The following is a 26291-nucleotide window of genomic DNA, read 5'->3' as shown; positions in this document are numbered from 1 at the left end:
CTTCTTTTGAATTTCTGACATGTAGTCGACTCACCACAGGAGGAAACATGCCCCGTATAAGCCTCGCAGAACTCGCCGAGCAGTCCTTTGGCACCTCGCTCGAGCAGCTCGATGACCGTCGTATTTATAAGCTGCTGGTCAAGCTCGTGCAGGAGCGCTCTGCCGCCTGTCCGCTCAACAACGGCAAGAAAAAGCTCTACTACATCTCTGCCGAGTTTTTGATCGGCAAGCTGCTCATCAACAATATGATCGACCTCGGCATCTATGACGAGGTTAAGGACCAGCTCGTCGCCGCCGGCCACGACCTCAACAAGATCGAGGAGTTCGAGGTCGAGCCTTCGCTCGGCAACGGCGGCCTGGGCCGCCTGGCCGCATGCTTCCTGGATTCCATTGCCACGCTGGGCCTCACCGGTGACGGCGTGGGCCTCAACTACCATTACGGCCTGTTCCGCCAACGCTTTGCCGACAACCAGCAGAAGGCCGTCCCCGACGAGTGGCTCGGCGAGCAGGACATCCTGATCGATGACAACCGCTCCTACACCGTCGAGTTCGGTGATTTTGCCGTCACCTCCAAGCTCGTCAACATCGATGTGCCCGGTTATGGCCAGCCCACCAAAAACCGCCTGCGCCTGTTTGACCTGGCAAGTGTCGACGAGGGTCTGGTCCCCGGCAGCTCCATCGACTTCGACAAGACCAAGATCGCCAAGAACCTCACCCTGTTCCTCTATCCGGATGATTCCGATGAGCAGGGCCGCCTGCTTCGCATCTACCAGGAGTACTTCATGGTGAGCAATGCCGCCCAGCTCCTGATCGACGAGGCCGTAGAGCGCGGCAGCAACCTGCACGATCTGGCCGACTACGCCGTGGTCCAGATTAACGATACGCACCCCACCATGGTCATTCCCGAGCTCATCCGGCTGCTCACCACCGAGCACGACATCGAGTTTGACGAAGCCGTTACCATCGTGCGATCCATGGTCGCCTACACCAACCACACGATCCTTGCCGAGGCGCTCGAGAAATGGCCGCTCGCCAGCCTGCAGAAGGTCTCCCCCGCCATCGCCGACATCATCGTCAAACTCGATGAGATTGCCAAGGCCGAGCATGGCGACCCGCGCGTCGCCATCATCGACGAGTACGACACCGTCCACATGGCCCACATGGACATTCACTTTGGCTTCTCCATCAACGGCGTCGCCGCCCTCCACACCAAGATCCTGGAGGACACCGAGCTTCGCCCGTTCTACGAGATCTATCCCGAAAAGTTCTCCAACAAGACCAACGGCATCACCTTCCGCCGCTGGATCCAGGGAGCCAACCCCGCACTTGCCAGCCTGCTCGACGATGTGATTGGCACCGATTGGCGCAGCACCGGCGACCTGAGCAAGCTCGCCGAATTCGCCGACGACAAGGACGTTCTTGAGCGCCTGGCCGCCACCAAGGTCAAGGCCAAGGCCATCATGCGCCAGTTCATGGCGCTCGAACAGGGCGTGACCATTCCCTCCAACGCGATCATCGATGTTCAGGTCAAGCGTATCCACGAGTACAAGCGCCAGCAGATGCTCGCGCTCTACATCATCTGGAAGTACCTCGACATCAAGAACGGCAATAGACCTAAGCATCCCGTCACCATCATCTTTGGCGGCAAGGCGGCACCTGCCTACACTATCGCCCAGGACATCATCCATCTGATCCTGACGTTGTCGCAGTGGATCGCAAACGATCCCGACGTGGCTCCCTACCTGCAAGTCGTCATGATCGAGAACTATAACGTCACCGCTGCCGAGCGCGTGATTCCCGCCGCCGACATCTCCGAGCAGATCAGCCTGGCCTCCAAGGAGGCGAGCGGCACCTCCAACATGAAGTTCATGCTCAACGGTGCTTTGACCCTGTGCACGCTCGACGGCGCCAATGTCGAGATCGCCGAACTCGTGGGCGACGAGAACATCTACACCTTTGGCACCTCGTCCAAACAGGTCGAGCAGCTCTACGCCGACGGCAGCTATAACGCCGGCGCGCTCTACCGCAAGCCCGGTATTAAGCTACTGGTGGACTTTATTACCAACCCCGCTTTTATGGCGACCGGCAACGCGGAGCGCCTGCAGCGTCTGCACGACGACATCAAGGGCAAGGACTGGTTTATGTCCCTGCTCGACATTGAGGAGTACATCCAGACTAAGGAGCGCGTGCTGGCAGACTACGAGGACCAGGACGCTTGGATGCGCAAGGCGCTGATCAACATCGCCAACGCCGGCACTTTCTCGTCCGACCGCACAATCTCCCAGTACAACGACGAGATTTGGCACCTGAGCTAATTTCGCTTCCATTACCCATCCTTTTGAAAGCGGAGTCGCGACAACGCGGCTCCGCTTTTTGTGCCCAGGCGATGCTCCTGTGAGCCGCCTCGACTAAATCATCTCAATCTGTAACACCTACTCGGCAAAAACGGTCCCACCTGTTACAGATCAAGACAAACCGGTCCTTTCCCCAGGGTTCATCTCAATCTGTAACATCTAACGTCCGAAATCCGCCCTTACTGTTACAAATCGAGACAAATGGATAAGCCGGCTAAACAATCTCGTTCTGTAACATGTAGCTGCCGAAATCAGCCTCTCGTGTTACGGATTGAGATGAAAGGACAGTCGACTCAACTCAATCTCGATCTGTAACATCTAACGTCCGAAATCGGCCCTACCTGTTACAGATCGAGACAAACGACCGGCCAGACAGCCCCAGCACAAAGAAAGGTTCCCCTCTCGCTCAGCGGACGAGAGGGGAACCTTATATGTGACTACGGCAAAAGGATGGCAAAACCGCAGTCGCCCAAAAGGAGGGCCTGATTGAATCGGGTCTAGATAAGGTTCTTGCCAGAGACCTTATCGAAGAGATGGGTCGCATTCTTCTCGAACTTGAACCAGATGGGGTCGCCGGCCTTGAGCGAACCCCTGGCCTCGAGGTCGACGACAGGGATGATCAGGACAAACTGGCCGTCGGGAGACGTCACATGAACGTGCTCGGTCGAACCCATGAGCTCGGTGACCTCGATGGTGCCCTGAAGCGCACCCTCCTCGCCCTTGTCGGCAAGCAGAATCTGCTCGGGACGCACGCCGGCCGTGATCTCCTTCATGTCCCCGCCGTCCCAGTTAAGCGCAAGCTGAGCGCAGGTCTCGGGGGCCAGCGCGACATTCATGTCGTCGGTCTTGACGGTAAAGCCCTCGCCCGAGCGCACCAGCTGGGCATCGAAGAAGTTCATCTGCGGCACGCCGATGAAGCCGGCGACAAAGATGTTCGCGGGATGGTTGAAGACCTCCTGCGGCGTGGCGATCTGCTGAACAACGCCGTCCTTCATGACCACGATGCGGTCGCCGAGGGTCATAGCCTCGGTCTGGTCGTGGGTAACATAGATGAATGTGCCTTTGATCTCGTGGCGAAGCTTAATGAGCTCGGCACGCATCTGGTTACGAAGCTTGGCGTCCAGGTTGGACAGAGGCTCGTCCATCAGGAATACCTTGGGGTCACGCACGATGGCGCGGCCGATAGCAACGCGCTGACGCTGGCCGCCCGAAAGCGCCTTAGGCTTACGGTCGAGGTACTCGGTGATACCCAAAATCTCGGCAGCGGAGCGAACCTTGCGGTCAATCTCGTCTTTGGGGACCTTCTTGAGCTCAAGCGTAAACGCCATGTTCTCGTACACCGTCATGTTGGGGTACAGAGCGTAGCTCTGGAACACCATGGCAATGTCACGGTCCTTGGGTGCCACGTCGTTGACACGCTTGCCGTCGATGAGCACGTCGCCCGAGGTAATGTCCTCCAGGCCGGCAACCATGCGCATCGTCGTGGACTTACCGCAGCCAGAGGGACCAACGAGGACGATAAACTCCTGGTCGTGAACAGTGAGGTTGAAGTCCTCTACAGCGAGCACGCCATCCTCGGTAACCTTGAGGTTGTGCTTCTTCTCCTCGGTCTTCTTCTTTTTGCCAAAGAAGCCCTTCTTTTTGGACTCGTTGTTGGGATACACCTTCTGAACATGTTTGAGAACGATCTCGGCCATGTCTCTACCTTTCGATACGCGGCGCCACGCTGAGGGGCGCCGCAGAAACTTGCAAAACAGTTACGGCATCAGCCCTTGACGGCACCTGCCACCACGCCGTCGATGATGTACTTCTGGCAGAGGATGTACATGAGGACGATGGGGACAACGACCATCATGATGCAGGCCATCATGGGGCCGAGCTCGACGTGACCGTAGCCGCCGCGGAAGTACTGGATCAAGATAGGAATGGTCTTGTACTTGGTGGAGTCGAGGGTGAGGTAGGGCAGCAGATAGTCGTTCCAGACCCACATGGTCTCGAGAATGCCGACCGAAAGATAGGTGGGCTTCATGATGGGAAGGACGATCTTAAAGAACACCTGGACCGGGTTGCAGCCGTCGATCATGGCCGCCTCCTCGATCTCGAGCGGGATGTTCTTTACAAAGCCGGCGAACATAAAGACCGCTAGGCCCGCGCCAAATCCAAGGTAAATAAAGCAGATGTTGAACGGCGTGTTGAAGCCGATGCGGTCCGCCAAATTGGACAGCGTGAACATGAGCATCTGGAACGGTACGACCATCGAGAACACGAACAGGTAATAGAAGAAGTTCGAGATCTTGCTGTTGACGCGCACCACATACCAAGCGCACATGGAGCAGCACACCAAGATCAGCACGACCGACGTGACCGTGATGATGAGCGAGTACATAAACGCCGAGGCAAAGCCCTGCTCGTTAAGGGCGTGCACGTAGTTTGCAAGGCCGTTGAACGTCTCGGGCGTGAGCAGATCGAATGCCGTGGTGGTGCTGATTGCGGTCCCTTTCTTAAAGGAATTGAGCGCAATCATGAACACGGGGTAAATCCATGCGAGCGACAGGATCGTAAAGAAAATCGAGAGCGCACGGTTGATAGCCTTATCGCGTTTCATTACTGCTGCACCTCCTTGGACCTCGTGGCCTTAAGCTGGATCATGGAAATAGCGACGACCAGGATGCAGAAGATAACCGCCTTGGCCTGACCGATGCCCTGCCATGCGATGCCAGCACGCGAATAGAACGTGTTGTAGATGTTCAGGGCGAGCATCTCGGTGGAGTGCGCCGGGGCGCCACCGGTAAGGGCGAGGTTCTGGTCGAACAGCTTAAAGCCGTTGGTGATGGACAGGAACAGGCAGATGGTGATCGTCGGCATCAGGTTGGGAATCTTAACCTTCCAGAACGTCTGCCATGCCGTAGCGCCGTCGACCTTGGCGGCCTCGATGTAGTCTGACGGAATGGACTGCAGACCGGCGATGTAGATGATCATCATGTAGCCGACCTGCTGCCACAGGGTCAGGATGATAAGGCCCCAGAAGCCAGCAGCAGAGTTAAGGGCGATAAGGTCGGCACCGATGTTGGAGAGCAGGCAGTTGATCAGAATCTGCCAAATGTAGCCCAGCACGATGCCGCCGATCAGGTTAGGCATGAAGAAGATCGTACGGAAGATGTTGGTGCCCTTGAGCGCTTTGCGGGTGAGCGCCTGCGCGATGGCGAGGGCGATCACGTTGATGAGCACCGTCGACAGGAAGGCAAACGCCACCGTAAAGAAGAACGACGTGGCAAACTGCGGATCGGACAGTGCGCGCACGTAGTTCTCGATACCGACAAAGTGCGTGTTGTTGATGGTAATAAACTGGCAGAACGAGAGATAGAAACCCTGGATAAAGGGGATCACGAACCCGATCATAAACGCCAGGCACGTGGGCAGCATAAAGAGCGGCCACCAGCGCTTGAGTGCTTTGCCCATAGAAGGGTCCTTTCAATATGCAGGGGGCGGGCAAACCGACGTCTGCCCGCCCCTGTCGCTAATCAGATAGCTTGGGCAGCAACTGCTTACTCGGAAGCAGCCTTCTCGGTCTTCCAGCCATCGACGAAGGCGTTCTTGACGCCGTCCCACTTGGTGTTATCGGCAGCATAGGCAATCAGAGCCTGCTTGAGGTTCTTCTTCCACTCCTCAGAGGGGATGTAAACGAAGTCCCAAGCGACGGTCTTCTTGCCGTCCTTAGCCATGGCAACAGCCTGCTGCGAGAAGACGTTGGTGGTGTCCTTGGCGCTCTTGAACGGGGCAGTCAGACCCATCTTGTCAGCGATGATGCTGGTGGCAGTGTCAGAAGTGACGCACCAATACATGAAGTCCTCGGTAGCCTTCTGGGCATCCTCGGAAGCCTGGGAGCTCACGCACCAGTAGTTCTCGCCGCCGGAGCACAGGCCCTGGTTCTCCTCGCCGTCGACACCGATGTAGATGGGCATCATGCCAATCTGATCGTCGGTCATGCCGGCCTTGATGAGGTCGGCGTAGGCCCAAGAGCCGTTCTGATAGAAGACGGCCTTGCCGGTTGCGAACTCGTTGGTGGCGTCGTCGCCGGTCTTGGAGGCAAGCTGCGAAGGATCGCAGGTGGAGTCGGTGATGTACAGGTCGAAGATCTGCTTAAAGTTGTCGAGATACTCGCCCTTAATCTCGTCATCCTCCTGGTTGTGCTCCTTCTCGAACTCGTAGTAGAGCGGGAGGTTGGCGAGGTGGGTGGTGTAGCGCCAACTGGAGGAGTCATCCATGCCGGCGGAAGTGAAGGCACCGTCAACGCCAAGCTCGTCCTTGCGGGCCTGAATGTCATCGGCGCAAGCCTTCAGCTTGTCGAAGGAGTTGATGTCCTCGGCCTTGTAGCCAGCCTTCTCGAGGAGTTCCTTGTTGTAAATGATGCCGTAGCTCTCCTGGACCCAGTCGATACCCAGATCCTTGCCGTCGGACTGCAGAGCCAGGGAGTCGTCGACGAGCTCACCGCGGACCTTGGTATCGGACAGGTCGGCGCAGTAATCCTTCCAGTTCTTAAGACCGGTGGGGCCGTTGACCTGGAACAGGGTCGGAGCGGAGCTCTTGGACATCTCGGACTTGAGCTTCTCCTCGTAGGTGTTGGAGGCGGCGGTCACGATCTTGACCTCGACGCCCTTCTCCTCCTTGTACGCCTTAGCGATCTCCTTCCACTCCTTGTCGACCTCGGGCTTGAATTGAAGGAAGTAGACCTCGGCAGCGTCACCAGAAGCAGAGGAGCCGGAGCCGGCGGAGCCACCGCAGCCCACGAGACCCAGGCCAAAGACCGTGGCCGCGGAGCCAGCGAAGCCCAGGAACTGCCTTCTGCTCATTTCGTTCTTCATTACAATCCACCCTTTCACACCGTGGCGGCACCCTTTGCCGCCGCCTTCGGAGATTGGTTCGGGGACTTTGCCCCTTTTTCTGATTTTTACAATACGCTATTTGGCCAGTTGTTTGAACAAGTATTGTTAGAGCGGTAGAAAAACTTCGGTGAACGGTTTTTAATACATTCGTACTTGACAAATATTGTCTAAACAATTAAAGCGCCCCGTGCGGCCGATATCCCATCGACCGCACGGGGCGCTTCATATCGGAACGCAAGCTTATGCGTCTGTTACCTATCGCTTGGAATTGATGCGGTAATGGAAGATCTCGGGGTGTGTGCGAGCATGCGTCACCTCGAACAAGATGCCGTCCGAGGTGTACGACTGACTCTCCATGACGGCAACGCAGTTGTATTTGCCGAGGTCAAGATAGCTACAGTCTTCATCGTTGGCGAGCTCGACACTCACCGTACGGCGACTCGCCATCACTTTGATGCCGCGCTTGTGCTCCAGATAGTCGTAGATAGATTCTGCCGCGATCTCGGGGGTCAGACCCTTGGCAATCGACTCCAAAAAGTAGCCATGGTCCACTTGGCGCGCGCTGCCGTTGAGGCTTCGGACACGCACTACGCGAATCAGCTCCTCGCCCACCTTAAAGCCCAGGCGACGAGAGAGCTGCTCGGTGCAGACCAGATGTTCAAAGGACTTAACGTCCGTCGATGCAACGGCATTGTTGCGCTTTGCAAATTCGCCAAACGACTCGACTTCCTCGAGTGCGCCCAACATGTCAGTTTCGCCCTTGAGCCAAATAACGCGCACGCCCTTGCCGTGTATGGGCTGCACAAACATCTCGTCGGCCAGCATGCTCAAGGCGCGGCGGACGGTATTGCGCGTGCAGCCAAATTCCGCAGTCAGCTCGGCTTCGGTTGGCAGCATCTCCTGAAACGCATAGGTCCCGTTAATGATGCGCGAACGGATCTCGCGGTAGATTCCTTCGTAAATCGCTTTTGGCATGGCTTCACCTCTACATCTTCTTGCTGGCTAGGCACGATAGCATTTCTTGGGGTTGTTTAAACCGATTATCGGTAAAGCGACAGTATTGTAACCGTTGGCGGCTTCTGTCGTGCCCAAATCGGTCTCGTTCAAAACTGCCGACACGACAATCGTCTGGTCCTCTACAATGAATCCATTGTTTAAACGTTTCACCACCTGCAACGCACCTCGATGTTCGGGAGGCAGAACATGCTGCAGAAAATCCAACGCTTTGGCGGGGCAATGTTCGCGCCCGCCATGCTGTTTTCCATATCGGGCCTTATGGTCGGCGTCTCCGCCCTCGCAACGTCTGCGGACATCGTCGGCGACCTCGCCGTATACGGAACCCCTTGGTATATTTTTTGGGCTATCATCCAGCGCGGCTCGTGGACGGTCTTTAAACGCCTCCCACTGCTTTTTGCCGTAGCGCTGCCCATCGGCCTTGCCCAAAAGCAACCGGCGCGCTGCTGCTTCGAGGCACTCGTGGCCTATTTTGCCTATTGCTTCTTTTTGAGCGAGATCATTAAGCTGAGCGGCGACAACCTTGGACTTAAGTACCCGTCGTCTTTGACCTCCGCCAGCGGCATCACCGTCATCGACGGCATCAAGACGCTCGACACCGGCATTATCGGCCCGCTGGCGGTATCGGCCACCGTCGTCGCCATCCATGACCGCTTCTACGATGCCGAGGTTCCCGATTGGCTCGGTACTTTCTCGGGCTCCTCGTTGGTCTACCTCATTAGCTTTTTTGCCGTATTCGCCCTTGCCGCTATCTCGGCCGCCATCGTGCCCATCGTATACGCAATGACCGAAACACTGCGCCATGCACTTACGGGCGTCGGTCCCTTCGGCGTGGGCGCCTTCGTGTTTTTAGAGCGAGCACTCGAGCCCGTGGGGCTGCATCACCTGCTCTACATGCCAATCTACTACGACAATCTGGTTATTACCGATGGCATCTACGCCACGTGGACCAACTTGCTTCCCATCCTCTCGCACAGCACGCGCCCCCTCAACGAGCTAGCGCCCTGGGCTGGTTTCACCGCCACCGGTTGGGTCAAGCTCTTTGGTCTTCCCGCCATCGCCGCAGCGTTCTACACCACGGCCAAGCCCGAACGCCGTGCCAGCCTCAAGGCCATCCTTCTGCCCGCCATCGTCGCCTCGATGGTCTGCGGCGTCACCGAGCCGCTCGAGTTTCTCTTTATGTTCACCTATCCCGGACTCTTTTTGCTCTACGCCGTCCTATCCTCCTGCCTTGCCATGGCCATGAACTTCTTTGGCGTCGTCGGCATCTTCTCGGGTGGCCTTATGGAGATGGCTGCCTTCAACTTTATCCCGCTCATGCGGACGCATGCCGGCTCCTACCTTTTGGCACTCGGAATCGGACTCGTCTTTAGCGCCATCTTCTTTCTGAGCTTTCGAGGTCTTATCCTGACCTTTGACCTTAAAACCCCGGGACGCGAGGACTACATTGCCAGCAACACGGCGCTCTCGCGCTTGACGGGAAACGACGTTGACGAAAAGCGCTTATCCGAAGCCGGCGCTTCCGACTGCCAGGCATCACAAGATCGTCTGCTCGCCGAGCAGGTTGTGGCGCTTCTGGGCGGCGTCTCCAACATTGTGGGCGCAACCAACTGCGCCACGCGGCTGCGCGTCGAAGTCGCGAACCCTTCTATCGTCGCGGACAATGCAACCTTTGTCGCAGCGGGCGCCAAAGGCCTCATCGTCACCGGCAAGACCGCCCAGGTAATCATCGGCGTCTCGGTCCCCCGCGTCAAAGAGCACTTTGATCAGATTATGGGACTCGAACCGGGTTTTGCATTTGCCACCCCGCTTTCTCATGCCGCCGATGACGCCAAAAAGCATGCCAATATCTGCTTCTTCGACATCGACGGTACGCTTGCCTGGCAAGATCCCAAACTTGCCCAAGAGCTCCCCGAGGGCGAGCGAGACCTTTCCCCCTATCCCAACGAAACGGTTGCACAGGCAATTCGCACGTTTGTCGCCAACGGCAACAAAGCCTTTATCTGCACGGGGCGCACCCTCAGCTGCATCCATCCCAAGCTGCTCGAGCTGCCGTGGGCGGGCATCGTATGTCTCGCGGGCTGCTACGCCGAACTCGAGGGGCGCATCGTACGAAATGCGGCCATAAACCCCGGTCTGCTACAGCGCCTCGCCCCCTATCTCGAACAATCGGGTGAGGTCATTCGCTTTGAGGGCATCGATCGCGTCGTGCGCATGAGCGCAGATGCCCCCGAGACGTACGGATACGCGCGCACCGTGGGCGACGCCGTCACGCAACTCAAGCACTACAACGCTTATAAAATTCTTATGTCCACACCGCTCGCCAACCGCATCGCCCAAGATGAAGAGCTTGGGCCTCTGCTCTGCCTCAACGAGCTCGAACTCGAGGTCACGGAAATCTCGCCTCGCGAATGCACCAAACGGGCCGGAATCAAGGCCGTGCTTGACGCCCTGGGGCCAGATCACGGCACTGTGTACGGCATCGGCGACGCAAGCAACGACATCGCCCTCATGGAGGCGGTCGATGTTGGCGTCGCCATGGGCAACGCGCCGGACTTCCTCAAGGAAAAGGCCGACTACGTCACCGACAGCTTCGACCACGACGGCGTCGTCACCGCGCTCGAGCACTTTGGACTTATCTAGCCGCGCCTCTTGCCGCATTTGCGACAACATGGCTCAATCGTCTTCAACCGCCGCGCTCGATGCCCTAATGTGGCAATATGTTGTCTGCATAACGCAACGATGCAACCTAAGAAAGAATGCGAGAACCCGTGTCCAGTCCGTTTACCAGCTTTTTAGCCCAGCATTTTGACCAGATTAACGACTATCTGGCCACGTTCTTTGACGGACAGGCGACCTCTGCCGATATCGAGCGCTACCTGTATGGCCCGCTCTCGGCATTTACGGCCAATGCCGGCAAGCGCCACCGCCCGCTCATCTGCATGCTCGCCGCCACCGCAGTAGGCGGCAGCTTTGAGAGCGCCCGAAGCGCGGCGGCGGCCATCGAGCACTTTCAGTCGGGAGCGCTTATCCATGACGACATCGCCGACAACGGCCAGCTGCGCCGCGGCAAGCCCTGTATGCACCTTACCGAGGGTACGGGACTTGCCATCAACTGCGGCGACCTAGCGCTCACCATGGTTACCAAGACGGTTCTCGACGACCCCACGCTCGAGGCAGACGTGAAGCTCCGCGTGCTCCACGAGCTCACCGAGATGATCGTTCGCACCATCGAGGGTCAGGCGCTCGACCTGGGCTGGGTCCGCGATGGGCGCTTTGACATCTCGGTCGACGATTATCTGGACATGGCGACGCACAAGACCGCGTACTACAGCGGAGCCACGCCACTTGCCGCCGGAGCCATTATCGGTGGCGGCAGCGAAGACCAGATTGAGGCGCTGCGTGCCTTTGGCCTGCACACGGGCCTTGCCTTTCAGATCCAAGATGATCTGCTCAACCTTATTGGCACCAAGGAGGCCGCCAACAAGGACTTCCGCACCGATATCACAGAGGGCAAGCGCACGCTCGTCGCCGTGCATGCCCTGTCAGACGAGCGTTATCACGACGAAGTCGAGGCAATCCTTTCCTCGGGCACCGAGGACCCCGTGCAACTCGCACGCGCCGTGGAGATCTTCCGGCAGACCGGCTCTGTCGATTTCGCCCACACTTACGCACTCAACCTGACTGCCAAGGCCAAGGCCGCTATCGAAGGTGTCGAGCTCGACCCGCATGCACGCGAGCTGTTCGACTCCATGGCAGATTTCTTTGTGGAGCGCCTTAACTAGCGGGGGTTATAAAACCTGTCAGCAGCGCATTTGGGTACAACTTGCTACACTGTTGAGTGCATGTTTATGCAACCCTTTGCGTTGTCTATCCGACACACGCTCAAATAGTACGAATGGTACGCCGAAAGGGGTTCGTTCATGGAACCTATCACAACGGGCATGCAGGGAGCAGCCGTCGAGGACGTCCAGTCCCGCCTTCTGCAGCTCGGCTATACAATCGATGACGCCGAGGTCGCCGACAAGCGCTTTGGCACCACCACCGAGCAGGCTGTTGGCACCTTTAGGCTCGACAGCGGCCTTGCCGCTGGCTACGCCGTCGATATTCCCTGTTGGAGCGCCCTGGTAGACGCCTCGTATAAGCTGGGCGACCGCACGCTTTATCTGCGCATGCCCAATTTCCATGGTGCCGACGTTCGGGCCCTGCAGAGGGCACTCAACGTTTTGGGTTTTGCCTGCGGTGAGGACGACGGCTACTTTGGCCCGCACACCGAGGCGGCCTTGCAGCAGTTCCAAGAAAATGTCGGCCTGTTTGCCGACGGCATGGCATTCCAGGATACCTACGCCTATATCAACCGTCTGCATCACGTGTGGGAGGGCAAACCCTCGGTTACCGAGGCCGAGTCGCGCATCGGTTTTGCCCGCGCCGCCAACGTGCTCGAGCGCTTCCAGATTGCCGTTATCGGTGAGGACCCCATCGCACGCAGCGTTGCATCGCGCATGTGGAACATCGCCACGGCGACGACCGACAACAGCGGCATGATGCTTTGCGATTCCGAGGTTCCGACCGACGTGGACCTGGTACTCGAGATCGCAAGCGATGAGCTGCCCGCAGATGCAGCGCCGCGCGCCACGATCGCCCTTGCCGAATGTCACAACCTGGCGCAGCGCATCCGCACTGCCAATATCGCCGCGCAACAAAAGCCTGCACGTATCCGCATTGAGCTCACGGGCATGACGCGCTACAACGGAACCTTCACCGCAAGCGACGCCCAGACACTCGCCGTACGCCTGCTCGATGGCGTTTGCGATGCCCTCGCAGATTAGGTAAACTAGACGAGCTGCTTTTGGGCAGCACCACACATTGGGACGTAGTTCAACGGTAGAACTCCGGTTTTTGGTGCCGGCTGTTGGGGGTTCGAATCCCTCCGTCCCAGCCAAGGTAACTGAGCGCCCCGGGCTTTCATCAGCCCGGGGCGCTTTCTTGTGGGCATGCGGAGGGATTCGAACCCGCAAGGGTGCGGAGCTGAGGAAACGCGAAGCGTTTTCCAGCGCAGCACGCAAGGAGCGGAGCGACGCAGCGGGGCGCGGCCGCCGGCAGGCGGACGCGGAATCCCTCCGTCCCATATCAACAACGGGCTCTCCGTATCTCAACCGGCACTTGGGGACGTTCCCAAAGTGCCGGCACTAAAGGAACGCCACCAAGTGCCGGCTCATCCACCCTCAAAAGACAGACGCCCCAAGCCCGAAAGGACCAAGAGCGCCTTACATCTAGAAAATATCAGCCCCGTTCCGAAAAGCGAGCCGTCATCTACAAAATGGCGCGTGGCCCCGGCGGGCCGGGCATTAAGTTTGTCGCGAGTTCCGCACGCAAAGAAGGCCACTTAATGTGACCTTCGTCTTGCGCAGGACTGTAGAGCAGCAAACTTAATGCCCGGCCCGCCGGGGCCACGCGTCCCTAATTGTTCAGCATGCGGTCGAAGCTTCCCGAGTCGCCATCCCGATAGTCGGCGGTCATCAGAATCTCCTGCGGAATGCGACCGCCCTCGCGCAGCACATTGCGGAACTGCACGCGCGTGACCATAGGCAGATCCTTGATCGTCGCCGCCAAATTCTGCGGCACACCCTGATTGGCAGCCGCAGGCTCGCACTCGCCGCCAGCTTTCACGCGACGCTTGTGCTCGGCGAGCATGGCACGATACATGCCGGCATGCAAGCGAATCTCAACCACATTGGCATTGCGGGCCTGCTCGACGATGCGCGCACCCTCTCGGTCGATATCGCCCACGTAGTAGACATAGTTAAAGCGATAGCCGATCTCGGCCAGATAATCATCCAGTGCGTGCGAGACGCTCGCCTTGCAGCCACCGCCAAAGATCACGCCACCCACCTTGGTGCCAAAGAGCTTAGCGTGCTTGCGGCCGCGCAGGAGCTTGACGATCTCGTCATAGGTGTCTAGGTTCTCGACCATAATGAACGGCTTGTCGGCGCCCAGCGTAAAGAAGCCCGTAAAGTGCACGGGGCGGTTGGGGGCGACCTTAATCGCCTGCATGCTGATACCCTTTTCGGTCATACGCCTCATCAGGCGCTCGCCGTGCTTGCCGTCAAAGGCCTTCTCATCGTTAAAAATCTGGTAGGCGCGCTGGCGACGCGAGGCGACCGGCGTGTCGGCGCCGCGATTCTGCTCAATCCAAGCCTGGATGGTCGCAATCTCCTCGGCAATCTTGCGGTTGGACATCTCGTTGTGCTGAGTGCGCTGCGAAACCTTTTTGCCGTCCTTGCCCTCAACCTTAACGATTTGAGTCTGTTGCTCCTTAATCTTGGAGAGTGCAGCAGGCGTGGGAACGACCTTGAGCAGCTGACTGCCCAGGACACGGGCCAGAGCAAACGCCGAAACCTCGCCATGAGCGGGCGGCTCAGGCTGCTGGGCGGTCGCATCGTTTGCAGTCGGTTTGGGCTGCGTCTGGGATTTGCACTTGGAATCTGTCCGAGTATTGCGCTCTTGCTTTGGCGCGGACGAGCCCTTTTGCGAACGCTCAGGCTTGCCCCCCTTTACTGGCTGGCGCTTGGGCTGCTCCGCCGGGATCTCAGCCTTCGCATCCTTGTTTTGCCCCGCTGCCTGCTCGGCCACGGATTCGGCATTTGAGCCACGGCCGCCACGGTGACGACGACGGCGAGGCTTGCTCGAAGCGCTCTCCCCCGCCTGCTTATCAGCGGACTGTTGAACTTTGACCTCGGCGTCGGCCGCAGACTGCGACTCGGAAGGCTGCTGCTCGCGAGCCGCCGGCTCAACGGTTTTCTCGGTTTGTTCGGTCTTCTCGGTCTGAGCGGTCGAAGCCTGCTCGCCCTTCTCCTGACGCTTTACGGGATACACGAGCCCCGCAAAACCGCGGCCGGGACGACACGAACCCGGAGCCCTCTTGGCAGACTCCTCAACATCGTCTGCAACCTCGGAAGGCTCTTCAGCCTCATGCGCGACATCCTGCTGCGCAGCCTTAAAGTGAGCACCGCGGCGACGCTTGGGCTCCTGGACCTCAGCGGCGCACTGCGGCTCGGTAACAGCCTCATCCTCGACGGGCTCGACATCCGTCGCATCCTTTTGAGCCACGGCGCGACGGAAGCGCTCCTGCTGGGCACGGCGCTGCGCATCGCGTTTACCGCCCCCGCCAAAACCGCCGCGGCCCGCCTTGGCCGTAAAGGCGCGAACGACGCTCTCGTCAAGCAGCTCATCGGTGTCGACGTTCTCGCGCGGAGCCGTTTCCACCGCAACAGGTGCCTCGACAACGTCCTCGACGGCCTCTTCGGCAGCCTCGGCAGGCTGCTCCTGGACATCGCGAATCTCGGCATTAATGGTATAGAACGCTGGGCGCCCGTTAACGCCGCTGCCCTCGATCTTGGTAACGATCTTTGCCGCGATAAGCTCATCGCGCATCGCCTTGGTGTCACATTCCTTATCGACGGAACGGAAAATCTGTGCCAGCGCGCTCGACTTGATCTTGAGCGCCTTGCGGCAGAGCAGGTCGTAGGCAACCAGCTTGGCACGCTCGGCAGAAAGCGACGTCTGGCTGCTCAGACGCTCAGCCAGGGCATCGATGTTGTTTTGGTTATCGGAATATACCGTCTTGGCCACGGGGTCCCTTTCATATGTACACATATACGTCTATATGGTACAACGCACGCCCCTATCCACGCAAAACATCTGCGAGAACACCCGGGCACACTAGCTATTGCATGGAAAAAAAGGCCGAGCCCGCGCAGTTGCGGACCCGGCCTTTCCGAGTCATATAGATGTGACGTTCAATCCGTTAGGTCGATTAGGCCTTGGCGGCCTCGGCGCCTGCGGGAGCCTCGGCAGCAGCAGCGCGACCATACTCGGCCTTGCCCATCTCGGACCACTCGGGCTCCTCGTCGGGCATGGAACCGGCCTCCTTGCCGAAGAGCTCCTTGAGGCAGTTGACGGCAACGATGAGGCCCAGGACCATCAGCAGGACGGCAAAGACGAGCTGCAGGCCCTTGGTGGCGGCGACGGAGACGGCGGCCGTAGTGGCGGTAGCTGGGATGGTACCGAAGAAGCCGTAGGCCTGGACGGCGGTCATGCAGCCCATGGCGCTCTGGACCAGCGAGGTAAAGGTGCAGCAGAGCAGGAAGGCGACGGGCACGTAGAGCATCCAGCCCTTGCGACCGGTGCACTTGCAGAACACGGCAAGGGTGATCATGGTCATGCCGCCGAGCAGCTGGTTGGAAGCACCAAAGAGCGGCCAGATGTTGGCATAGCCACCAAAGGCGAGGGCGAGGCCGGGGAGCAGGGTGACAACCGTGGCGAACCAGGGGTTGCCGAGGACCTTCATGTAACCGGCCTTGGACTCGATGGCCAGGGCGTCGTTGGTCTGGGCAAAGAACTCGGAGAACGAGGTGCGGGCGATGCGGGCAACGGCGTCGAGCGAGGTCAGGGCCAGAGCGGAGACGTTCATGGTCATAAAGACGGTAGCAAGCGTGCCGTCAACGCCGAAGGCCTGCATACCGCGAGAAATGCCAGCAGCGAAGATCTGGAACGGGGTGGAAGCGACGCCGGCGTTGAGGGCGCCGGTACCGGCAGTGTTCATGTCGGAGAACATGATGCCGGCGACGATGATGGCGAGGATGCCGACGAAGGACTCGACGATCATGGCGCCATAACCGACCGTGACGGCGTCCTGCTCCTTCTCGACCTGCTTGGAAGAGGTGCCCGAAGAAACGAGGCTGTGGAAACCGGAGAGAGCGCCGCAGGCAACGGAGACAAACAGGACCGGGAACATCATGCCCGAGGCATTGCTAAAGCCGGTGAAAACCGGAGCGGTGATGGTGGCCTGGCCGTTAACGCCCAGGACGACGATGCCGAGGACAGCACAGACAATCATGACGATCATCATGATGGAAGTGAGGTAGTCGCGAGGGGTCTTGAGCATCTGGATGGGCATGGCACCGGCAAAGACCAGGTAGACCATGACGACGGCGAACCACTGGAGCTTGTCCAGGTAAACCGGGAACTGCATACCGACGGCAAACATGAGGACCATGAGCACCACGCCGGTGACGAACTCGGCAGCGCCGGTGAGGTTGAACTTCTTCTGAGCCCAACCAAAGGCCATGGCGACGAAGGTGAACAGGATGGAGATGGTGCCAGCGCAGCCAGCGGCATAGGACTTGGTGAAGTCGATGGCACCGGTGGCAGCGCCAGAGGCGTCAACGACCGGGGTGAACATGAACGTCTTGCAGACCATGTCGGTAAAAGCGGCGATGACGATGATGCAGAACAGCCAGCAGAACAGCAGGAACAGGCGACGGCCGGTCTTGCCGATGTACTTCTCGATGAGCTGAGCCAAGGACTTGCCGTTGTTCTTCATCGAAGCGTACAGGGCGCCAAAGTCGTGAACGGCGCCAAAGAAGATGCCGCCGACGAGGACCCAGAGCACGACGGGCAGCCAGCCGAAGGCCATGGCGACGATCGTACCCGTAACAGGGCCAGCACCGCAGATCGAGCTGAACTGATGCGAGAACGCGGTGAAGGCGGAGACGGGCGAGAAGCTCTTGCCGTCCTTCATGCGCTTGGCAGGCGTGAGAGCCTCTTTATCAACGCCCCACTTGTTAGCCAGCCAGCGGCCGTAGCCCAGATAGCCGCAGGCGAGCACCGCCGCGGCCACAACCATAAGCAAAACTCCGTTCATTACATTTCCTCCTCTAAAAAGAACTTCCTAGACATAAAAAATGAGGGCCGTCGGTTGCGCTCGACGGCCCTCATCTTCATCAGCCGCCCGTTATCGTACGGGCTAGCTGTATGTGCTAACCCGCATCAGATAATTACTACGCTGATAATGTTTAGCTGATGCGTGAACATGTCTAAGAAATCCTCTTCAATCATGATGCGAACGAACCGTGCGTGTTCACATCCCCCAGTGGATGAAAAGGAGTATGAAACTTTAGTTGCCTAAAGTCAACGCAAATATGTAATGGATTTTCAACTTTATTTGAATTTCTCGGTATAAAACGTCACTGACCTCGGACTTTACCGAACGACAGTTTTTGCTTGAGAGATGCTCCTCGGGGGCGGGGCGGGCGCCTGCCGCCATATATGAACTTTCCTGCTCGGACAGTCCTGCTCACGACGGAGGCCACATTAAGTGGCCTCCTGTTCGTGCGGAACTCGCGATAAAGTTCATATATGGCGGCAGGCGCCCGCCCCGCCCCCGAGGAGTTCCCATCCCAAATCTCAACTCTGTTATCATAATTACGATAATATCCTGATAGCTCAGGAGGTAGCTGTGAATATTAGGCCAGTCTCAGATCTTAGAAATCACTACCCGGATGTTGAACGCGAAGTCGAACAGGAGGGTCCGGTTTTTCTAACTAAAAACGGGCGGGGCTCTATGGTCGTCATGAGCTTTGAGCAGTACAAGTCACTGAGCAATACAATCGAGAGCGCACTTGATGCCGCTGATCGTCAGGCTGCCAGCATGCAACTTCGCTATACACACGACGATGTCTTTGGCTCTGTCAGAAAAATGCTCGACGGCGGTCTCGATGAACAGGCACTATAAGCTCCGCTATCTTCCCCTATTTTGGGAGGACCTCAGCCAAGCAGCGTCATATATCGCCTTTGATCTCAATAACCCCGCTGCAGCAAATAGGCTTGTCAACAATGTTGAAGCAGGCATACTCGAGCATCTCAAGAATCCAACCATGTCACCAACATACCCTTCGACAAGAAGACGGTTGCACCCGTATTACCGCTTCTACGTTGGCAACTACATGGTTTTTTATGTCGTCATCGACGACGTCATGGAAGTCCGCCGACTGCTATATAAAAGCCGAGATATTGAGTCGATTATCAGGTAGGTTTCTTTCAGCTAATGCACGCCGTAAATTCGACGCAGGCTGGCTAACCTTGCCGGACGTTGTCGACGCCGATCCAGCTCAGTAGCTGCATCGATACAGAAAGGTTCCCGACCGGAGGGGCCGGATATAAGGTTTATCGCGAGTTCCGCACGCAAAGAAGGCCACTTAATGTGGCCTTCGTCTTGCGCAGGACTGTAGAGCAGGAAACCTTATATCCGGCCCCTCCGGTCGGGGACCGCACCCATACGACTACAGCGTCATGTTTGGATCGGCGTCGACGTCGAACGGCGAGATTTCACCTCGGTCGAATTTGCGGCGAGCGACCTCCGCAATCATGGCGGCGTTGTCAGTACAGGCCGAGAGAGGCGGCACCGTTACGCGAATCCCCTGACGCCCGAGTTTCTTAATCATCATCTCGCGCAGATGCGGGTTGGCCGAGACGCCGCCGCCGATGCAATACTCCTTGCACCCGGTGGCGTGCAGGGCGTTCTTGGCCTTCTTGTACTGCACGTCAAAGACCGCCGCCTCAAACGAGGCCGCAAGGTCGGGCAGGTGAATCGTGCGCCCAGCCTTGGTCTCCTGCTCAATATAGAGCGTCACCGCCGTCTTGAGGCCCGAAAGCGAGAATCGATAGTCTCCCCTGCTGTTAAGCGCACGGGGAAAATCGATCGCGCGGGGATTGCCCGTCTCGGCGAGCTTGGAGATGATGGGGCCACCGGGATAGCCCAGACCCAGCGCCTTGGCAACCTTGTCGAAGGCTTCGCCCACGGCGTCGTCCAGCGTCTCGCCAAGCACCTCGTAGTCGCCCCATGCCTTTACGTGCACGAGCATGGTGTGCCCACCCGAGACAAGCGTAAAGATAAACGGCGGCTTAAGGTCGGGCTGCGCCAGCAGGTTGGCGAACAGGTGACCCTCCAGATGATTGACGCACACGAGCGGTTTACCGGCAGCATACGCAAAGCCCTTGGCAAAGGCGACGCCCACCACCAGGGCACCCACCAGGCCCGGGCCTTGCGTCACACCCACGGCGGCAAGCTCACTTGGCGCAATCGCTCCACCCTCAAGGCCAAGCGATACCGCGGCATCTTCAAGCGCCGCATCTACGACACTCACAATCACCTCGACATGCTTGCGCGAGGCGATCTCGGGCACCACGCCGCCAAAGCGAGCATGAAAATCAATCTGCGTCGACACCTGGTTGGCCAGCATATTGCCGTCCGCATCGATAATCGCAACAGCCGTCTCGTCGCAAGAGCTCTCGATGGCAAGAACTAGGCGACGGCGCTCGATTTCGGCACGCTCCTCGGCGGTGCGCTCGGGCTCAGGCAGCGGCCAGACGCGCTGCTCGGCAGCCGTTGGCTCGGGCGAGGCATTGTCGAGAGGAAGCACCAGGGGCAGCGACGCCGTCATGACGATGGCATCCTTGCCGACGCCGTAGTAGCCACGGCGACGACCCGCCTCGGTAAAGCCCAAGGCGCTATAGAGCGCAATCGCGCCCTCGTTGCCGTCCTCAACCTCAAGCGAAGCAGTGGTGCAGCCGAGCATCTGGGCGTCATAGCTCACGTGCGACAGCAGCTTGCGGGCAATGCCCGCGCGACGATGAGCAGGATCAACCGCGACGTCCATAATCTGAACGTCACCGTCGACGACCATGCCGCCGGCAAGTCCCAGCAGCTGACCGTCGTCGTGCGCCACCCACCAGCTACGCGGCGCGGCAACGCCCTCGCCCAGCTCGGACAGGAACATGCCCGGCGTCCACGCCTCGTGTCCGGCGCCTTCAAAGCAGGCGGCCTCCAATGCGCTCGCGCCCTCGGCATCCGCCGCGCCCATGGGACGGAACTGCAGATGGCGGCCGGCGAGCTCGTCGGCAACACCCGTAATCTCGCTCTGGGCGCTCTCGGCAAGCCCAAGGCGCTTACGCTCATTTTCCTCGGCATCCGAAAGACGCGTGTAGATCGGCAAAACGCGAGCCGGATTACCGTCGCCCGCGGCGTGCGCCATCAGAAGGCCCTCGCCCGAGGGCCACCACAGGTCTCGCTCCACGCAGCGCGCAGTCTCGTCCTCACTCAGCAGCTTGCCATAACGTACGAGACCGTCACCAGTCAGCTTAACCTGGCTCCAGTCCGCGGCCTGGCGCCACTCATCAAGCGCCACGGCGGCTTTGACCACGTGTTCGCGCTCAAACAGACGCTCGGGACCTTCGTCCCCCAGCACGTACAGAGCCGGATACACCTCGCCACGCATGGCGTCGGCAAGAACACCAAGCTTGCCGCGCACGCCAGCCTTCCACGCCGTCCAGGCGCAAGCGTCAAGTGTCGACACGCCCAGCAGCGGCACGTTGGCACCGCGCGCCAGACCCTTGGCGGTCGAGATGCCAATGCGAACGCCCGTAAACGAACCCGGGCCGCGTCCAACCACATAACAGCCGACATCGCCGCGATTCAGCCCGGCCTGCGCCAACACGTCATCGACGGTATTCACAAGTTCCACGTTGGCATGGCGACGACACAGATGGTCCCCGCTCACCAGCTTCGCCTCGCCCGTCTGCTCATCAATCCAGCTTGCCGCGCAGGCAAGCATGTCGGTCGAAGTATCGAGCGCCACTACCAGCGCGTTGTCGTTATGCAAGCTCATCTTGTACAGCCTTATCAATCAAATCGAAAAGCTCCGTCGCGCGCTCGCCGTGCGCCTCGAGCGCGATCGTTCGCACGTCGCTATCGTCCTCATCGCGCCTAAGCGTCACCGAGAGATACTCATCCGTCAGCTCGTCCTGAAACTGCTCGCCCCATTCCAACAGGCAAGCGCCCTCATAGCCGAGCACGTCAAAAATGCCCGTATCCTCGAGCTCGTAGGCATGCTCCAAGCGGTACAGATCAAAATGGAACAGCGGAATACGCCCCTGGTCGTGAACGGCCATGAGCGCGAACGTAGGACTCGTGACCATATGCCCGTCGCCCAAGCCGCGCGAAACGCCCTTGGTAAAGTGGGTCTTTCCCACGCCCAAGCCGCCGGTCAGTATCAGCACATCGCCATTTTCTAGACACGGTGCGACCAACTCGCCAAAATGCTCCGTATCGGCAGTACGAGCCGTTTTGTAGGTACCTAGCCCCAGGCGCTCCAGGGACATATACGCTCCTTATTATTCCGAGGCGCCCTCTGGCGCGGGGTGTCGCACCAGATAGTCGCCCAGCATCTTAAAGTCTTCCTCCAGCAACTCCTGCCACGCCGGATTGCGCAGCGCCGCCGCGGGATGAAACGTCGGCATCACCACAAAGTGCCCCATCTGATGGAACCTGCCGCGCAGCTTGGTAATGCCAATCTCGGTCTTGAGCACAAAGTGCGTTGCGGGATTACCGAGCGTCACGATGATATCGGGCCAAATGCTTCGAATCTGCTCGCGCAAAAACGGTGAGCAAGCAAGTACTTCCTCGGGACGCGGATTGCGGTTTCCCGGCGGGCGACATTTAAGCACATTGGCGATATAGACATCTTCACGCTTAAGGCCCGCCAGGGACAGAATGCCGTTGAGGTCTTCACCCGCCGCCCCCACAAAGGGCTCGCCCTGTAAATCCTCGTTACGGCCCGGCGCTTCACCAATAAACATCACGCGAGCGCGGGGGTTTCCCACCCCAAACACGATATTGTGGCGCGACTGGTAAAGCTGGCAAAGGTGGCAATCACCCAGGACGGCCTCGATCTCCTCGAGTGCAACTTCGCGCGGCGCCTGATGGCTATGGCCGGGGATGTGCATAACGCCCATAGCGGCCCCTACACGTAGACCTTGTCGAGACGCATGCCAAAGCCGCAGGCGACCTCGTAGTTAATCGTGCCGCGCAGGCGCGCCATCTCATCCATGGTAATCTCGGCATCGCCATCGCGACCGATAATTATCATCTCGTCGCCATGTTCGGCCTCGGGAATCTCGTGAGCCGGGTTGGACTGAATGGCAACCATAAACTGATCCATGCAGATATTTCCGACCTGACGCACGCGCTCACCGCGATACAGCACGTCCATACGATTGGAAAGCGTGCGCGAAAGGCCGTCGGCATATCCGATCGGCAGTGTGCAGATCTGAACGCGTGTGCGCGGTACGCGGTAGGTAAAACCGTAGCCTACGCCCTCGCCCATCGCAGGATGCGCCACGCGCGTCACGCGCGCATGAACGCTCATAACGGGATCAAGCTGCATCACGCGGCCGCTCAGCTCGCACGGCTGCATGCCATACAAGCCAACGCCAGCGCGAATCATATCAAAATGCATCGAGGGGTCGAGCATCGAGGACGGCGTGTTGGCACAGTGCACGATACCGCACTCAAAACCCGCATCCTTAATGGCCTGAACGGCCTCGGTAAAGCGCTGGCACTGCAGCTTGTAGTCCCAACCCGATGGTTCGTCGGCCGTGGCAAAGTGCGTAAATACGCCGTCGCACTGAATACCGCGATGGAAATTAATACCGCGGACAAAGTCGAGCACCTGCGTATAGTGAACGCCGATGCGGTTCATACCTGTCTCGATGGCAAGATGATACTTGCCCACCTTGCCCGCCGCGACGGCACATTCGCCATACGCAAGGGCAAAATCGGACGTATAGACCGAGGGCATGATATCGAACTCGAGCAATGAAGGAATAGCCTCGATGGGAGGCTCGCTTAGAATCAAGATGGGCTTGGTGATTCCGCCCTGGCGCAACTCAATACCCTCGCTGACCGTCGCCACGGCAAACATGTCGGCACCGGCCGAATACATGATCTTTGCGCACTCGACGGCTCCATGACCATAAGCATCGGCTTTAACCACGCAGCACAGGCGCTGACGCGGATCTAGCAAGTTCTTATAGGCCCTCGTATTGCGGCGGAGCGCCCCGCGGTCGATCTCGACCCAGGACCAACGCGTCAAATCGGCTTTATTCATGATTAGTCATCCGACCCTTCGTCCATGATTCCCAGATCATCGAGCGCATCCTTTGCCGCCAATTCCATGGCGGGACCGATCAAGTCGATAAGATCGGTCGCGATAACGCTCTTCTCGCCATACTCCGTCGCCGCAGCAAAGCCGGCATAGCTGTGGAGTGCGACGGCATACGAGTACAGCAGCTCCCAACGGTCCATCTCGTCACGCATGGTCGCAAGCGTTCCTGCAAGGATACCTGCGAGGACATCACCCGAGCCAGCGGTCGCCAACGACGCCGGGCCCGAAAGCGGCAGCAGCACGCGCTCGACGCCGCAAATGGCCGTCGTCGGGCCCTTAGCGATAACAACGAGATTATCGGAACCGGCAGCCCAGACAATCTTTTGAGCAGCGGCAATCGCAGTGCCAAGATCATTGACCTCGTCGCCGGCAACGAGACGCGAAAGCTCGCGATAATGCGGCGTCATAACGAGCGGCTGCTCGCGACGGTACATCTCGGGATTACTGTCGATGCCGTCGATTGCAATCTTGGCAAGGCAGTTGAGCGCATCTGCATCTAGGATAAGCGGCACATCGAGATCAAGCAGGCCCGAAACGACTTGCATCGATCCGGCAGACGTCGTCATGCCAGGCCCGCACACAACGCAGCTGTACTTCTTAGCAATCTCGCACACTGTCATACGCGCAGCGGCACCAAATGATCCACGGGAATCAGACGGAATGGCGAAAACGGGAATCGACGGGAGCGCCATACGAATAAGGTTGGCGCACGCATCGGGCGTCGCAACGGCCACATAACCGGCACCAGCACGAGCGGCAGACTTTGCGGCCATGATGGCGGCACCAGGATATTGTGCCGACCCGGCAACGATGAGCGCGGAGCCGCGCGAATACTTATCGATATTCGTGGGCAGCGGGGCAAAGTAGTCCACCAGATCACCGGGCTCAACGATCTCGGCTGCATGATCGACATCATCGATGACTTCGTCGAGGCGGTCGTACAGACCGCCACACACCAGGTCGCCAGCATACTCCGGACCGTCAGCGCTGTAGAGGCCGATCTTAGGGGCAATCATCGTCACGGTACGCTCGGCACGGATGCAGTCGTCATCCACAACGCCCGTCTCGGCATTCAGGCCCGAGGGAACATCGATAGAAACAACGTGATCGGCGCACTCGTTAACCGTAGGAATCCAAATAGAAAACGGCGCACGAAGGTTGCCGTGAAAACCGGTACCAAAAATAGCATCGACCACGACATCCGCTTTGTTAATGAGAACCTCTAGCTCGTCTCGCGAAGGCCCAACGCACACATGAACGTCGCGACCGGCGGTGCGACGGGCAACATGACGAGCAAGGGCAGCAGGAATCTCATCCGGCTCAACTGGAGAAACGATATCAACATCAACGCCCTTATGGGTCAGGATATCCGCAGCGACCCAACCGTCACCGCCATTGTTGCCAAAGCCGACCAGCACAAGAACGCGATCAGGGTTGAGCTTTAAAATTTCGTTGGCGGCAAATTCACCTGCCAACTCCATGAGCTCGGCCTTCGAGGTGCCCTCGCGCTCGATGATATCCTCGAGGCGAACGACTTCCTCGGTACTCAAAACCGGTTTCATCTATGCTCCTTGCGTATCTTGCGGATCATCGATCAAATGCTCCGACAAAGCAGATTGTTGCAGCTGTTCAAGCTCATCCAATACAGAACGAGCCTCTTTAAATGTCTGGGCAACGCGCTCCTTGGTGCTCATTTTTTCTTCCTTAGGCTTAGGTCGAGCATCCTCGGTGATCGCAATGGCATTAGCGACAGCCAAGTCACCCGTAAGGGTAATAGAAAGAGCAACCTCGACAACACCCAAATCCTGGGCGATTTCGAGAGCGCGACCAGAAAGCAGAGCCTTTGGCTTGCCGAGCCTATCGCGTGTTACGGAAACATCCTTACGTCCAACGCCCTGACTAAACCCCGTTCCAAGTGCCTTAAGTACCGCTTCGCGAGAGGCAAAGCGGCTGGCATAATGAGCGGCAGGGCGAGACGACGCATCGCAATACGCACGCTCTTCATCGGTAAACACGCGCCGGGCAAACGAGGGCGTCTTCTCAAGGATTGATTTCATTCGGGAAATCTCGACGATATCAACGCCGATACCAGCTTCAGCCATGTTCACCTCCATGCTACACAGACTACGATATTGTAGCCCGTTCAAAGAAGATGCGACAAACGAGGGTTATAAAACACAGCTACTATGTGAGAC

Annotated in this window: 19 protein-coding genes and 1 tRNA gene; 7 read left to right on the top strand and 13 right to left on the bottom strand. The window is 58.5% G+C overall.

The window, feature by feature from the left end; translation table 11 throughout:
- The first annotated feature begins 47 nt into the window (after positions 1-47).
- Positions 48-2315, top strand: a complete 2268-nt coding sequence (gene glgP / locus ACQRAP_RS07990; protein WP_427795334.1) for a glycogen/starch/alpha-glucan family phosphorylase — start codon at positions 48-50, stop codon at positions 2313-2315.
- 536 nt (positions 2316-2851) lie between these two features.
- Here the strand turns inward: glgP and ACQRAP_RS07985 are convergent.
- The 5 genes from ACQRAP_RS07985 to ACQRAP_RS07965 form a co-directional block, all read right to left on the bottom strand.
- Positions 2852-4051, bottom strand: coding sequence for an ABC transporter ATP-binding protein (locus tag ACQRAP_RS07985; protein WP_427719729.1), 1200 nt, complete (start codon positions 4049-4051; stop codon positions 2852-2854).
- 68 nt (positions 4052-4119) lie between these two features.
- Positions 4120-4959 (bottom strand): carbohydrate ABC transporter permease, encoded by an 840-nt coding sequence (locus ACQRAP_RS07980; RefSeq protein WP_154515140.1) that lies wholly within the window; start codon positions 4957-4959, stop codon positions 4120-4122.
- Positions 4959-5813, bottom strand: coding sequence for a carbohydrate ABC transporter permease (locus ACQRAP_RS07975; protein WP_152073297.1), 855 nt, complete (start codon positions 5811-5813; stop codon positions 4959-4961). Before ACQRAP_RS07975 ends, ACQRAP_RS07980 begins: the two co-directional genes overlap by 1 nt.
- Before the next feature lie 86 nt (positions 5814-5899).
- Complete coding sequence (locus ACQRAP_RS07970) at positions 5900-7216, bottom strand: ABC transporter substrate-binding protein (RefSeq protein WP_427795333.1); 1317 nt, start codon at positions 7214-7216, stop codon at positions 5900-5902.
- A gap of 276 nt (positions 7217-7492) precedes the next feature.
- Positions 7493-8212 (bottom strand): GntR family transcriptional regulator, encoded by a 720-nt coding sequence (locus ACQRAP_RS07965; RefSeq protein ID WP_427728942.1) that lies wholly within the window; start codon positions 8210-8212, stop codon positions 7493-7495.
- Between the two features lie 228 nt (positions 8213-8440).
- On the opposite strand from ACQRAP_RS07965, the gene ACQRAP_RS07960 reads away from it, so the two are divergent.
- The 4 genes from ACQRAP_RS07960 to ACQRAP_RS07945 all read left to right on the top strand — a co-directional run bounded on the left by ACQRAP_RS07960 (position 8441) and on the right by ACQRAP_RS07945 (position 13193).
- On the top strand, positions 8441-10894 hold the full coding sequence (locus ACQRAP_RS07960) for a PTS transporter subunit EIIC (RefSeq protein WP_427795332.1): 2454 nt from the start codon (positions 8441-8443) through the stop codon (positions 10892-10894).
- 128 nt (positions 10895-11022) lie between these two features.
- Positions 11023-12036, top strand: coding sequence for a polyprenyl synthetase family protein (locus tag ACQRAP_RS07955; protein WP_427795331.1), 1014 nt, complete (start codon positions 11023-11025; stop codon positions 12034-12036).
- Positions 12037-12174: 138 nt separating this feature from the next.
- Entirely contained in the window at positions 12175-13080 is a 906-nt protein-coding gene (locus ACQRAP_RS07950) for a peptidoglycan-binding domain-containing protein (RefSeq protein ID WP_195838517.1), read from the top strand.
- Between the two features lie 38 nt (positions 13081-13118).
- Positions 13119-13193, top strand: a tRNA-Gln gene (locus ACQRAP_RS07945).
- Between the two features lie 518 nt (positions 13194-13711).
- Here ACQRAP_RS07945 and ACQRAP_RS07940 read toward each other — a convergent pair.
- Together ACQRAP_RS07940 and ACQRAP_RS07935 are read right to left on the bottom strand one after the other, a co-directional pair.
- Positions 13712-15883, bottom strand: coding sequence for a hypothetical protein (locus tag ACQRAP_RS07940; RefSeq protein ID WP_427795330.1), 2172 nt, complete (start codon positions 15881-15883; stop codon positions 13712-13714).
- A gap of 184 nt (positions 15884-16067) precedes the next feature.
- A complete protein-coding gene (locus ACQRAP_RS07935) occupies positions 16068-17957 on the bottom strand; it encodes a carbon starvation CstA family protein (protein ID WP_427728950.1) in 1890 nt (629 codons plus the stop codon).
- A gap of 453 nt (positions 17958-18410) precedes the next feature.
- On the opposite strand from ACQRAP_RS07935, the gene ACQRAP_RS07930 reads away from it, so the two are divergent.
- Both ACQRAP_RS07930 and ACQRAP_RS07925 read left to right on the top strand, forming a co-directional pair.
- Complete coding sequence (locus ACQRAP_RS07930) at positions 18411-18827, top strand: type II toxin-antitoxin system Phd/YefM family antitoxin (protein ID WP_427748363.1); 417 nt, start codon at positions 18411-18413, stop codon at positions 18825-18827.
- Entirely contained in the window at positions 18718-19125 is a 408-nt protein-coding gene (locus ACQRAP_RS07925) for a type II toxin-antitoxin system RelE/ParE family toxin (protein ID WP_427795329.1), read from the top strand. Before ACQRAP_RS07930 ends, ACQRAP_RS07925 begins: the two co-directional genes overlap by 110 nt.
- A gap of 249 nt (positions 19126-19374) precedes the next feature.
- Here ACQRAP_RS07925 and tsaD read toward each other — a convergent pair whose 3' ends face one another.
- Genes tsaD through acpS form a run of 6 tightly spaced genes read right to left on the bottom strand, consistent with a single transcriptional unit; the run spans position 19375 to position 26198 of the window.
- On the bottom strand, positions 19375-21759 hold the full coding sequence (gene tsaD / locus ACQRAP_RS07920; protein ID WP_427795328.1) for a tRNA (adenosine(37)-N6)-threonylcarbamoyltransferase complex transferase subunit TsaD: 2385 nt from the start codon (positions 21757-21759) through the stop codon (positions 19375-19377).
- Entirely contained in the window at positions 21746-22252 is a 507-nt protein-coding gene (tsaE, locus tag ACQRAP_RS07915; protein WP_427719841.1) for a tRNA (adenosine(37)-N6)-threonylcarbamoyltransferase complex ATPase subunit type 1 TsaE, read from the bottom strand. Before tsaE ends, tsaD begins: the two co-directional genes overlap by 14 nt.
- 12 nt (positions 22253-22264) lie before the next feature.
- Positions 22265-22885 (bottom strand): uracil-DNA glycosylase, encoded by a 621-nt coding sequence (locus tag ACQRAP_RS07910; RefSeq protein WP_427794390.1) that lies wholly within the window; start codon positions 22883-22885, stop codon positions 22265-22267.
- Positions 22886-22893: 8 nt separating this feature from the next.
- Positions 22894-24039 carry an alanine racemase gene (alr, locus tag ACQRAP_RS07905; RefSeq protein WP_154515162.1) on the bottom strand — a complete coding sequence of 382 codons (1146 nt, stop codon included), beginning with the start codon at positions 24037-24039 and terminating at the stop codon, positions 22894-22896.
- A gap of 2 nt (positions 24040-24041) precedes the next feature.
- The gene (locus ACQRAP_RS07900) at positions 24042-25658 is read right to left on the bottom strand and encodes an NAD(P)H-hydrate dehydratase (protein ID WP_427794391.1); all 1617 of its coding nucleotides are present in this window, start codon (positions 25656-25658) and stop codon (positions 24042-24044) included.
- On the bottom strand, positions 25659-26198 hold the full coding sequence (gene acpS / locus ACQRAP_RS07895; protein ID WP_427728961.1) for a holo-ACP synthase: 540 nt from the start codon (positions 26196-26198) through the stop codon (positions 25659-25661).
- Between the last annotated feature and the right edge of the window lie 93 nt (positions 26199-26291).

The sequence above is a fragment of the Collinsella sp. SGI.180 genome (assembly GCF_050313455.1).
GTDB lineage: Bacteria > Actinomycetota > Coriobacteriia > Coriobacteriales > Coriobacteriaceae > Collinsella.
The sequence above is the reverse complement of the archived record's forward strand: the minus strand, read 5'-3'. Positions and strand labels throughout refer to the sequence as shown.

What these genes read in the sequence shown, in the direction of transcription:
- ACQRAP_RS07965 (WP_427728942.1), bottom strand. Translation starts at nt 8,212, where the DNA reads ATGCCAAAAGCGATTTACGAAGGAATCTACCGCGAGATCCGTTCGCGC.
- ACQRAP_RS07910 (WP_427794390.1), bottom strand. Translation starts at nt 22,885, where the DNA reads ATGGGCGTTATGCACATCCCCGGCCATAGCCATCAGGCGCCGCGCGAA.
- tsaE (WP_427719841.1), bottom strand. Translation starts at nt 22,252, where the DNA reads ATGTCCCTGGAGCGCCTGGGGCTAGGTACCTACAAAACGGCTCGTACT.
- ACQRAP_RS07985 (WP_427719729.1), bottom strand. Translation starts at nt 4,051, where the DNA reads ATGGCCGAGATCGTTCTCAAACATGTTCAGAAGGTGTATCCCAACAAC.
- ACQRAP_RS07935 (WP_427728950.1), bottom strand. Translation starts at nt 17,957, where the DNA reads ATGAACGGAGTTTTGCTTATGGTTGTGGCCGCGGCGGTGCTCGCCTGC.
- glgP (WP_427795334.1), top strand. Translation starts at nt 48, where the DNA reads ATGCCCCGTATAAGCCTCGCAGAACTCGCCGAGCAGTCCTTTGGCACC.
- ACQRAP_RS07960 (WP_427795332.1), top strand. Translation starts at nt 8,441, where the DNA reads ATGCTGCAGAAAATCCAACGCTTTGGCGGGGCAATGTTCGCGCCCGCC.
- ACQRAP_RS07970 (WP_427795333.1), bottom strand. Translation starts at nt 7,216, where the DNA reads ATGAAGAACGAAATGAGCAGAAGGCAGTTCCTGGGCTTCGCTGGCTCC.
- ACQRAP_RS07900 (WP_427794391.1), bottom strand. Translation starts at nt 25,658, where the DNA reads ATGAAACCGGTTTTGAGTACCGAGGAAGTCGTTCGCCTCGAGGATATC.
- alr (WP_154515162.1), bottom strand. Translation starts at nt 24,039, where the DNA reads ATGAATAAAGCCGATTTGACGCGTTGGTCCTGGGTCGAGATCGACCGC.
- ACQRAP_RS07975 (WP_152073297.1), bottom strand. Translation starts at nt 5,813, where the DNA reads ATGGGCAAAGCACTCAAGCGCTGGTGGCCGCTCTTTATGCTGCCCACG.
- acpS (WP_427728961.1), bottom strand. Translation starts at nt 26,198, where the DNA reads ATGGCTGAAGCTGGTATCGGCGTTGATATCGTCGAGATTTCCCGAATG.
- ACQRAP_RS07925 (WP_427795329.1), top strand. Translation starts at nt 18,718, where the DNA reads ATGCCGCTGATCGTCAGGCTGCCAGCATGCAACTTCGCTATACACACG.
- ACQRAP_RS07980 (WP_154515140.1), bottom strand. Translation starts at nt 4,959, where the DNA reads ATGAAACGCGATAAGGCTATCAACCGTGCGCTCTCGATTTTCTTTACG.
- tsaD (WP_427795328.1), bottom strand. Translation starts at nt 21,759, where the DNA reads ATGAGCTTGCATAACGACAACGCGCTGGTAGTGGCGCTCGATACTTCG.
- ACQRAP_RS07950 (WP_195838517.1), top strand. Translation starts at nt 12,175, where the DNA reads ATGGAACCTATCACAACGGGCATGCAGGGAGCAGCCGTCGAGGACGTC.